This is a genomic window from Vannielia sp. ABF1_015 (assembly GCF_056160745.1).
In genome coordinates this window covers 689,439-699,361 of the sequence record NZ_JBSWXT010000001.1, presented here as the reverse complement: position 1 = coordinate 699,361, position 9,923 = coordinate 689,439, and the positions used below count along the sequence as shown (strand labels likewise).

Below are 9,923 nucleotides of genomic sequence, written 5' to 3'. Positions count from 1 at the left end.
CCGCAGGCTTGCGGGACGGCGGGTGGGGCGATGCCGCTTGCGGCGAGCGTCACCCATCGCCCCGACGAAAAAGGGCGAGCCACCCGGCCCGCCCCTCTCAAATCTCTGTCGCTGTCCGGGCTCAGTTGCCCAGCGCGTTGTCCACTTCGATGGTCACGCCCGGGCCCATGGTCGACGAGATCGCGATCTTCGTCATGTAGGTGCCCTTCGCGCCGGTCGGCTTGGCTTTCGAGACGGCGTCCACAAAAGCGCGCACGTTTTCCACCAGCTTGGCTTCGTCGAAAGAGGCCTTGCCGATCCCGGCATGCACAACACCGGCCTTCTCGGCCTTGAACTGCACTTCACCGCCCTTGGCAGCTTCCACGGCTTCCTTGACGTCCATCGTCACCGTGCCGACCTTGGGGTTCGGCATCAGGTTACGCGGGCCGAGCACTTTGCCGAGACGGCCGACAATCGGCATCATGTCGGGCGTGGCGATGCAGCGATCGAAGTCGATCTTGCCGCCCTGCACGGTTTCCATCAGGTCTTCCGCGCCAACCACGTCGGCGCCAGCGGCCTTGGCCTCATCAGCCTTCTCGCCACGGGCGAACACGGCCACGCGAACCTCTTTGCCGGTGCCGTTGGGCAGGGCAACCTTGCCGCGCACCATCTGGTCGGCGTGGCGCGGATCGACGCCGAGGTTCATCGCGATTTCGACAGTCTCGTCGAACTTCGCATTGGCGTTGTTCTTCACGAGGGCCACGGCCTCTTCCACGGTGACGTTCAGCTTGCCTTCAAAGGCTTCGCGAGCGGCGCGGGTACGTTTTCCGATTTTTGCCATCTTACTTCACCTCGATGCCCATGGAGTTCGCGGACCCGACGATGATCTTCATCGCGGCCTCGATATCGGTCGCGTTCAGATCTTTCATCTTGGCTTCGGCAATCTCGCGCACCTGCTTCACGGTGACAGAGCCAACCGTCTGGCGCGACGGGGTGTTGGCCCCGGATTTCACCTTGGCCGCCTTCTTCAGATAGTAAGACGCGGGGGGCGTCTTGATATCCATCGAGAACGACTTGTCCTGGTAGTAGGTGATCACGGTCGGGCAGGGCGCACCCGGCTCCATCTCCTGCGTCTTGGCGTTGAACGCCTTGCAGAATTCCATGATGTTGATGCCGCGCTGACCCAGCGCCGGACCAACCGGCGGAGAGGGGTTCGCTTGTCCGGCGGGCACCTGAAGTTTCATGGTGCCGGCAATCTTCTTGGCCATAAGGGCCTCCTTTGCTCAACGGCGGCACAACGCGATGGGCCGCCTTCATGTTGACGTGGTCTGGCTTGGCACCCGCGAGCGCCGCCCCTCCCACGCGATTCGGCCCCGCCATGCGGACGGGGGACGAAGGAAGCCGCGTCATAGGAGCATTTGCGCCCTGCGTCAAACCCCTGCTGTCGCCTTTGCGCCCTTTATCGCAACGAGCAAAGCGCCCAGGCGCGCGCCAGAGCCGTCGCAGGCCCTGCACTGGCCCGTCGCTGGCCCGCAGGCCTCCACCCGCCTGTCTTTTCCGCCACGTCACCCACGCCAGCCCGCCAATCGCCGCAATCGCGCCCCGATCTCGCCACCCGTGGCATTGAAAAAGATTAATAGGGGATAGAAGCATGTGGAGAAACCACGATGATGATGCAGGATCAACAGAGCTTCGCGGCCGCGCCAGAACAGTGGCTGGCGGTCAGCTACCGGCTCGATGACATTCGCCACGCCACACCCGGCCGCACCACGCCGCGCGAGTTCTGCGAAGAGGCCGCGGTACTGATCGAGGCCTCGCTGGCGATGGCCGAGCTTGGCTGCTCAACCGGCACGCGCGAAATGCCCGCGGGCGAAAGCAGCGGCGCTCTCTGGATCGGCTTTTCCGTGGCCAATGCCGATGTCGCCGAAGCCGTGATCCGCGAGGCCCTCGCCAACACCAGCTACAGCGGCTTTGCCGCGATCTCGCGGTCGCACCCGTCCTACGATCAGGCCGCCTAGCACCGCACCGCACCTGACATGAACGCAAAAGGCCGCCCCAACCGGAGCGGCCTCTCACTGCGTCTGGCGGGCACCCGGCCCGCCAATCCACTCAAACCTGCTTGGTCACCTGCGTAAACTCCAGCTCCACCGGCGTGGCGCGGCCAAAGATCGAAACCGTCACCTTCAGGCGTTGGCCCTCGTCGTCGACCTCCTCCACGTTGCCGCTGAAGCCCTCAAACGGCCCGTCGGTCACGTTCACGTTCTCGCCTACCTCGAAGGTGATCAGGCTGCGCGGCGCGGCCTCGCCCTCTTCAACGCGGCCAAGGATCGCCTCAACCTCGGAGTCGCGCATCGGCATCGGGCGGCCCTGCGGCCCCAGAAAGCCGGTGACCCGGTTGATCGAGGTGATCAGGTGATAGCCCGCATCGCTCATGTCCATCCGCACCAGCACATAGCCGGGCATGAACCGCCGTTCTGCGGTCACCTTCTTGCCCCGGCGCACCTCGATGACCTCTTCGGTCGGCACCAGAACCTCTTCGATCTCCTCGGTCAGCCCATTGGCCTCCGCATCCGTCCGGATCTGCTCGGCCACCTTCTTCTCGAAGTTGGAGAGCACCGCCACCGAATACCACCGTTTCGCCATGTCAAACCTGCTTGCTGTGGCCCCAGACCGGGGCGCCTAAATCCTGCTCCCCGATAAAAAACGGGCGCGCCGTCGATTCGGGCGCGCCATGTTTTCGGGGATTGAAAGCGGGATAAACCGATGGGCGGGTGATTTCAAGTAGGGTGGGCAATCTGCCCACCATCACGCGCCGTGCGGTGGGTAAAACCCACCAGAGGCGTCAGCCGAACATGCCCAGGATCTGGGTCAGCCCGGTGCGGATCAGCCAGTCGACGAGGAAGAAGAACGCGCCGGTGAGCATCGCCATGATGAACACCATCACCGTGGTCAGCACCACCTCGCGGCGGGTCGGCCAAACGACCTTGCCCACCTCGGTGCGGACCTGCTGGATGAACTGAAGCGGATTGGCGCTGGCCATGGGGGTGCTCTTTTCTCGGGTTCGTTCCGAGGGCACTTACGGGCTTCCTGCGGCGATTTCAAGGCCGGCGGTGCCGCCAGCCCCAAAGCGTGCCGCAGGGTGGGCAATCTGCCCACCGCCCGATCCGGCCAGCCTCAATACACCGGATAGGCCGTGGCCGTGCCCGCCGCCCGGTCGATCACTACAATCCGCCAGCCATCCGTCACCGCCAGCACCTTGCCATCGGGAAGGTATTCAAAGCCCTGGGTCTTCTCGAACCAGCCGGGCAGGTCTTCCACCCCCAGCGTCAGCGGCGCGCCGCCCGCCACCGGGATGAAGCTCACCTTGCCGCCATCGCCCGCCACCATCTCCGAGCCGTCCGGGCTGATTTCGACATAATCGCCATTGGTGCGCTGCAAATCGAGCATCGTCACCTCGCCGTCGGCCCCCAGCACCATCGGGTCGCTGCCCGGCTTGAGGTAGAAAACCTGCTCGCCCACCGCCCGGATATCGTCGAAGTTCGAAGCGCTGTACCAGCTTGGCAGCGCCTCGGTGGTGCCGGCCTCAAGGTCGATCTTCAGCAGCGACGACACATAGCCATCGTGCTTCTTGCGAAAGATCTCCTTTTCCAGCCCCTTCACATCATCGCCGGGCTTTTCCTTGGTCTCATCCTCGGTCTTCTGCTGCCGGGTGATCGCCAGAAGGGTGGTGCCATCGTCGCTCAACCCGGCGCTCTCGATTGCCAGCGGCTCGGGCGTGGTCACCGTCTTCACCTGCCCGCCGGTGGCCGCGTCGATCACTGCAATCTCGCTGCCGCCCGAAACGCCCTTCCAGATCACGATCCGCTGCGCCTCGGGCCGAAAGGTCATGTCGCGCACCCGCTGGATCTCCCATTTCTTGCTCATGTCCGCCGCGGCATAGGCAGTGAGCAGGTCATCGCTGTCGAGCACGTAGACAAGGCTGCCATCGGCAGAATGGTCGATCCACACCGGCATCGTCGGGCTCCAGATCCGGTCTTTCACCTCCATCGTCGCGGTGTCGATCACATAGATCACCCGGTTGTCGCCCCCGGCCAGCAGGGTGGTGCCGTCAGGGCTGAGGGAAAAGCCGCCAAGGCCGCCGCTGGGCAGATTGCCGGCAGCGGGCAGCGCGAGGGATGCAGACAGGGCAATAGCCGCAGCAATACGCTTCATGAGAATAACTCCGTTTCAATGACTTGCTTTAACGGAATCTACGCTGGCAGCCCCTTTCCCCTCGGTCAAGCCCCGGCGCAACCTGCGCTGGCTCAGGCGCGAACAGCTTCACGCTGCATCCGGCTGGGCGGCGCGCCAAACATCCGGCTGAACTCGCGGCTGAATTGCGTCGGGCTCTCGTAGCCCACCGCAAAGGCCGCCTCGCTCACGCCCTTCCCGTCCGCCTCCATCAGCCGCCGCGCCTCTATCAGCTTCAGACGCTTCTGAAATTGCAGCGGTGTGGTGCCGGTCAGCGCCTTGAAGTGGTCATGGAAGGTCGAGGCCGACATCCCCGCAAGCCGCGCCAGCTCGGCCACGCGCAGCGGTCTGTTGTAGCTGCGGCGAATCTCGGCGGTGGCACGGGCAATTCGGGAGGCGTGGCTGCCCCGCCGCGCAAGCGCCGCCAGCGCCGGCCCATGCGATGAATTCAGCAGCCAGAAATGCAGCTCCCGCCGGATCAGCGGGGCAAGCTGGCCAATCGCGGCGGGCGTGTCCTTCAGCCGGTAGAGCCGCGTCAGCCCGTCCATCAGCGCCGCATCCGCCGCGCACTGGCTCACGGCTTCCTCCCTCTCGTCGCGGGGCATGTCCATCTCGGCGCTCAGCTCGGACAGCAAGGCCACGTCGATCTGCATCGCCATCGAAAGATAGGGGGCCTCAAGCACTCGCGCCCGCGTCGGCAGATCGAAGGTCACAACAGAGCTTTCGCCCGCCCGGAAGGTATAGGGCATATCGTGCGACCACACTTCCTTGGCCCCCTCCAGCACAACACACAGCACCGGCTCGTAAACTACCGGCTCCAGTTCGGTGGCCTGCCCGGCCCGCATCATCATCAACCCCGGCACCCCGGTCTGGATTGGCGCATCGCCAGCCCCGGCGCGGTCGGCTTGGTCGTTGAGGGCGGCAATCAGGGCGCGGCGATCCATTGGCACGGTTCCTTTCGTAGTCCTTTTGAAGATGCAGCACGCGCAGCAGCTTTCAACAGGGCCCGGCGGCGGGTTTCGGAGGATCGGGCAGCTCCGGCGGAGAATGCGGCAGGCCCAAGCGGTGGCAGCGGCCCATTTCGGCAGTATCGCAACCCCACAGGAGGCAATACCAAGATGCCAACCCAATCCCCCATCGCCCTCATCACCGGCGGCAGCCGTGGCCTTGGCCGCGCCATGGCCACCCATTTCGCGCAAAGCGGGGTGACGCCGATCATCACCTACCACTCTAACGCCACCGCTGCCGAAGAGGTGGTGGCCGAAACTCGCGCCGCCGGGGTGGAGGCCGCAGCGCTGCAGCTCAACACCGAAGACACCGCCAGCTTCGCCGGTTTCGCTGAGGCCCTGCCAAAGACGCTCGCCACCCTCGGCGGCACCCGGCTCGACATTCTGGTGAACAATGCCGGCTACGGTGCCCACACCCCGATTGGCGAAACCTCAGAGACCGATTTCGATGCGATGATGCAGGTGCACGTCAAAGGCCCCTACTTCCTCACCCAGTCGCTGCTGCCATTGCTCGCCGATGGCGCGCGCGTGCTCAACGTCTCTTCCGGCCTCACCCGCTTTTCCTTCCCCGGCATGGCGGCCTATTCCATGGCCAAAGGCGCGGTCGAGGTGATGACCCGCTACATGGCCCTTGAACTCGGCGCGCGCGGCATTGCCGTCAACACGCTGGCTCCCGGCGCGATCGAAACCGACTTCGGCGGTGGCATGGTGCGTGACGATCCCGAAATGAAGGCCCGCATTTCCGAGATGTCCGCCATGGGCCGCCCCGGCCTGCCCGAAGATATCGGCACCGCCGTCGCGGCCCTGCTGTCAGGCCCGAGCAACTGGATCACCGGCCAACGCATCGAGGCCTCCGGCGGCACGCTGCTCTAGTCGCCCGGCAACCTACTCGGCCGGGGTGAGCGCCCCGGCCGGGCTCTCTGCGCGGGCGGCGCGGGTTGCCGCGTGCCACTTCAGCGCCGCCCAGAGCGCGCCGATCACCAGTATCGAGGCATAGCCATCCACCGCGTAGTGGTAGCCGGTGTAGACCGATAGAAACAGCACAAGCGCGAGATAGCCAAAGCCCGGCAGCGCCAGCCAGCGGCTGCGTTCGGCAAGGTAGAACGCCGCCACCGAGGCCACCGCCACATGCACGCTGGGGAAGGCCGAGATGCCCGAGCCGATAGAGTCGGCCCCCTGTGAATACAGCCTCCACAGCGCGTCCTGCGTCATTCCGATGGTGGTCTGTTGCATGCCGCCCTCGTTCAGCACCGCAATCAGCCCGGCAAAGCGCTCGCCGCCCAGCAGCCGGTCATAAAAGATCGGGCCGACGGAGAGGCCCCCAAAGGCCACCACGTTGCCCAGCAGCACCCATGTGGCGAGGAACAGGATCAAGAACCGCTTCACCCGCGCCCGGTCACTGTCGACCAGCACGAGGATCACCGGAAACAGAAGCGCCCAAACGCCCCAGAACGTCGTATAGGCAAGGAACAGCTTCTGCCCCTCGCCCATTCCGATCAGGCGATGCGCCCAAACCCACGGGTCCACCCCATGCAGGGCGAGGTCCAGATCGGCAAAGAAAGGGTCGGCGTAGAAGGGCGTCAGCATCGGCAGCGAGCCCTTCATCATGGTGAAGCCCGATTGCATGATCACGCAGGCTGCAAACACCTTCAGAAGCGCCCCGCCGCGCAGCTTGATCCGCTGCCATCCGATAACGATGAAGAGCACAATAAGAACCGGGAAGACGCCCAGCAGCACATCGCGGATGAAGAAGAAAAAGTTGATCCCCCCGCCCATCGCCGGAACGGCCACGGCGGTCAGGCCAACAAGGCTACCGACGAGGACCGTGGCGGCGGTGAAATAGAGCAGGGCGAAGCGCAGAAACCATGAAACTTCATGGGAGTGAAAGGGCTGGTCCGCCCCCCTGCGCAGATGTGCAATCGCATTGCCAAACATGGCCCAAAACCCCTCGATAGTCCCAGTCACCCGTAGTACGGGCGTCCTTTTCGGGGCTCTTGGTGCCATCGCAATCAGATGGTTTCGGGGCTGAAATCCGCCATTTCCGGGGCAGCTCTCACCGATTGTCGGCGCTTCGCCCAGGCCCATGTGGCGACAATCACCGCAATGGAAACATAGCCATCCACCGCATAGTGCCAGCCCAGATGCACCGACAAGAACTGGAAGGCCGCCACCACCGCCAAGGCCAGCGGGGCGAGCCAGCGGGCGCGTTCATAAAGGTAAAGCGAGACAACACAGGCCATGCCCACATGCACGCTGGGGAAGGCCGAAATGCCCGAGCCCACGCCCTGCGTGCCGCTCTCATAAACGCTCCACAGAAAGTCCTGCACGCCACCCACCGTGCTGTCACTGATGCCACTGGCCTCCAGCGCCGCGATTAGCCCGGCAAACCGCTCGCCCCCGAGCAGGCGGTCATAAAAGATCGGCCCGGCCGACATGCCGCCCAGCGCCAGCACCGATCCGAGCAGCGCCCAACCCACGCAATAGAGCAGCAAAAACCGGCCCACGCGGGCGCGGTCGCCGTCAAAAAGCACAAGGATCACAGGCAGATACATCGCCGGCACCAGCCAAATTCCCATATAAAGAGCCATCGCCGCGCCGGGCGGAATCCAGCTGCCCACGGCATGGGTCAGCACGTAGGGGTCAACGCCAAAGTGCAGCAGCCGGTCAATCTCGGCCAGCGGTGGGTCGGCCCAGAAGGGCAGGGCATAGGGCAGGCTGGTCTTGACCATGGTAAAGGTGAGGAAAAACAGGTTGCAGGCCATCAGCACCACAAAGGCGCGCGGAATGCGGCTCACCAACTCGCCCTTCGGCAGCACGAAGAAGAGCGCCACGAAGGCGAGGATGAGCCACCACGCCTTCTGCACGAAAAAGATGGCCGATGTCGGCAGCGATGCGCCGAGGTCGAGGATCAGGGCAACCGGATCGTCCCGCACCAAAACCACAAACGCCACTCCCGCGAGGAAGTAGAATGCCACGAATCTCAGGAAGTTGCGCATGAACCGCCCGCCTGCTGCTGCCTCTATCGGGCCACGCCCGTTTTCCGCCACCCTAGCCCCGCAACCCTTTCCGGACTATTGACTTTCCCTGCCCCGATTGAGTTAACAGCCCGAGTGTTGCCCTTTCTCCCAGTGAAAGATCCGCGTCAGACATGGACAAGATACCGATGACCCGCGCGGGCCATACCGCGCTCGATACCGAATTGAAGCAGCTCAAAAGCGTTGAGCGCCCCGCAATCATCAAGGCGATCGCGGAAGCCCGCGAGCATGGCGATTTGTCGGAGAATGCCGAGTATCATTCCGCCAAGGAAAAGCAGAGCTTCATCGAGGGCCGGATCAAAGAGATCGAGGGCGTGCTCTCGCTCTCCGATGTGATCGACCCGGCGCGGCTTTCCGGCTCGATCAAGTTCGGCGCCACCGTGACCGTGGCCGATGAAGACACCGACGAAGAGAAGACCTGGCAGATCGTTGGCGAGCACGAGGCCGACATCGAGCGCGGGCTGCTCAACATCAAGTCGCCCATCGCCCGAGCGCTGATCGGCAAGGATGAGGGCGATAGCGTCGAAGTGCGCACACCCGGCGGCGACAAGAGCTACGAAGTTCTGAGCATCAAATACATCTGACAGGAGCTTGGCAGGGGTGAGCGACGCCGAGGAATCCACCAGCACGACGCATCCCCCGATGCGCCCTGCCCCCATGCCGTTGCGCTCTGCGCAGGGCGCGCACGAGGCCGGTGGCGGCTTCGGCTCGGGTGAGGTCATCGGGCTGGGGCTTACCCTGCTCTGGGGGTTGATGGTCGGCGGCTTCTTCCTGCTCGTGCCCGAGGGCGACGGCGCGTTTGACCCGATCACCTTTGTCATGGTGCTCTTTGCCATCTTCATGCCCGTCGCCCTGATCTGGATCGGCGTTGCGGCAGCCAAAAGCTCGCGGATCATGCGCGAAGAGAGCGCGCGCCTGCGGGCGGCGGTGGATGCCCTGCGCTCCAGCTACGTGACCCAGTCGCAGGGCGGTGCCTCCGAAGGGCGCAGCTCACCCATCGAACGCAAGCTCGAAGAGCTGGTGACAGCGCAGCGCAACGCCGAGGCCGCGCTGGCCCGCATCGCCTCGCGCGCAGGCCTTGCCGCCGAGGTGCCCCTGCCCGGCAAACCCGCCCTGTCCCGCCCCGAGCCCGCCGCAGAGGCAGAGGCCCAGCCAACGTTTGATCTTGGCACCCCCGCCACCAGCAGCGGCGATCCGATTTCGGTCGAAGAGTTCACCCGCGCGCTGAACTTCCCCGAAAACGAGAAGGACAAGGCCGGTTTCGCCGCGCTCCGCAAAGCCCTGCGGGAGCCAAAGATCTCCGGCCTCGTGCACTCCGCGCAAGATGTGCTCACCCTGCTCTCCGAAGACGGCATCTATATGGATGACCTCTCCCCAGCCCCCGCCCGGCCCGCCGTCTGGCGCAGGTTCGGCAAGGGCCTGCGCGGCGAGGCCATCGCGGGCATGGATGGCGTGCGAGACCGCAGCTGCCTCGCCCTCACGGCGGGCCGCATGCGCGCCGACCCGATCTTCCGCGACGCGGTGCACCACTTCCTGCGCAAGTTCGACCAAACCTTCGCCGCCTTCGCCGAAACCGCCTCCGACACCGAAATCATCGCCGTGAGCGAAACCCGCACCGCCCGCGCCTTCATGCTGCTCGGCAAGGTCTCCGGCACCTTCGACTGAGGCTAAA

Annotated in this window: 12 protein-coding genes; 4 read left to right on the top strand and 8 right to left on the bottom strand. The window is 64.7% G+C overall.

Features of this window, described 5'->3' with window-relative positions:
• Positions 1-121: 121 nt before the first annotated feature.
• Together rplA and rplK are read right to left on the bottom strand one after the other, a co-directional pair.
• The gene (rplA, locus tag ACXAG6_RS03555) at positions 122-820 is read right to left on the bottom strand and encodes a 50S ribosomal protein L1 (RefSeq protein ID WP_140012641.1); all 699 of its coding nucleotides are present in this window, start codon (positions 818-820) and stop codon (positions 122-124) included.
• 1 nt (position 821) lies between these two features.
• Entirely contained in the window at positions 822-1,247 is a 426-nt protein-coding gene (gene rplK, locus ACXAG6_RS03550; RefSeq protein WP_213546650.1) for a 50S ribosomal protein L11, read from the bottom strand.
• A gap of 399 nt (positions 1,248-1,646) precedes the next feature.
• On the opposite strand from rplK, the gene ACXAG6_RS03545 reads away from it, so the two are divergent.
• Positions 1,647-1,997 carry a hypothetical protein gene (locus tag ACXAG6_RS03545; protein ID WP_475335089.1) on the top strand — a complete coding sequence of 117 codons (351 nt, stop codon included), beginning with the start codon at positions 1,647-1,649 and terminating at the stop codon, positions 1,995-1,997.
• 91 nt (positions 1,998-2,088) lie between these two features.
• Here the strand turns inward: ACXAG6_RS03545 and nusG are convergent, their stop codons facing one another.
• The 4 genes from nusG to ACXAG6_RS03525 all read right to left on the bottom strand — a co-directional run bounded on the left by nusG (position 2,089) and on the right by ACXAG6_RS03525 (position 5,153).
• Complete coding sequence (nusG, locus tag ACXAG6_RS03540) at positions 2,089-2,622, bottom strand: transcription termination/antitermination protein NusG (protein WP_140012638.1); 534 nt, start codon at positions 2,620-2,622, stop codon at positions 2,089-2,091.
• Between the two features lie 199 nt (positions 2,623-2,821).
• A complete protein-coding gene (secE, locus tag ACXAG6_RS03535) occupies positions 2,822-3,019 on the bottom strand; it encodes a preprotein translocase subunit SecE (RefSeq protein ID WP_140012637.1) in 198 nt (65 codons plus the stop codon).
• A 134-nt stretch (positions 3,020-3,153) separates the two neighbouring features.
• A complete protein-coding gene (locus tag ACXAG6_RS03530) occupies positions 3,154-4,191 on the bottom strand; it encodes a YncE family protein (protein WP_475335087.1) in 1,038 nt (345 codons plus the stop codon).
• A 92-nt stretch (positions 4,192-4,283) separates the two neighbouring features.
• Positions 4,284-5,153, bottom strand: coding sequence for an AraC family transcriptional regulator (locus tag ACXAG6_RS03525; RefSeq protein WP_475335084.1), 870 nt, complete (start codon positions 5,151-5,153; stop codon positions 4,284-4,286).
• A 174-nt stretch (positions 5,154-5,327) separates the two neighbouring features.
• Here ACXAG6_RS03525 and ACXAG6_RS03520 point away from each other — a divergent pair, with 174 nt between their 5' ends.
• On the top strand, positions 5,328-6,089 hold the full coding sequence (locus ACXAG6_RS03520) for an SDR family NAD(P)-dependent oxidoreductase (RefSeq protein ID WP_475335082.1): 762 nt from the start codon (positions 5,328-5,330) through the stop codon (positions 6,087-6,089).
• A gap of 12 nt (positions 6,090-6,101) precedes the next feature.
• On the opposite strand, the gene ACXAG6_RS03515 is transcribed toward ACXAG6_RS03520, so the two are convergent.
• Positions 6,102-7,181 (bottom strand): phosphatase PAP2 family protein, encoded by a 1,080-nt coding sequence (locus ACXAG6_RS03515; protein ID WP_475335081.1) that lies wholly within the window; start codon positions 7,179-7,181, stop codon positions 6,102-6,104.
• Between the two features lie 44 nt (positions 7,182-7,225).
• Positions 7,226-8,212 (bottom strand): phosphatase PAP2 family protein, encoded by a 987-nt coding sequence (locus tag ACXAG6_RS03510; RefSeq protein ID WP_475335079.1) that lies wholly within the window; start codon positions 8,210-8,212, stop codon positions 7,226-7,228.
• Between the two features lie 152 nt (positions 8,213-8,364).
• Between ACXAG6_RS03510 and greA the strand changes: the two genes are divergently transcribed.
• On the top strand, positions 8,365-8,835 hold the full coding sequence (gene greA, locus ACXAG6_RS03505) for a transcription elongation factor GreA (protein ID WP_140012631.1): 471 nt from the start codon (positions 8,365-8,367) through the stop codon (positions 8,833-8,835).
• A 16-nt stretch (positions 8,836-8,851) separates the two neighbouring features.
• Complete coding sequence (locus ACXAG6_RS03500; protein WP_140012630.1) at positions 8,852-9,916, top strand: hypothetical protein; 1,065 nt, start codon at positions 8,852-8,854, stop codon at positions 9,914-9,916.
• The last annotated feature ends 7 nt before the right edge of the window (positions 9,917-9,923 follow it).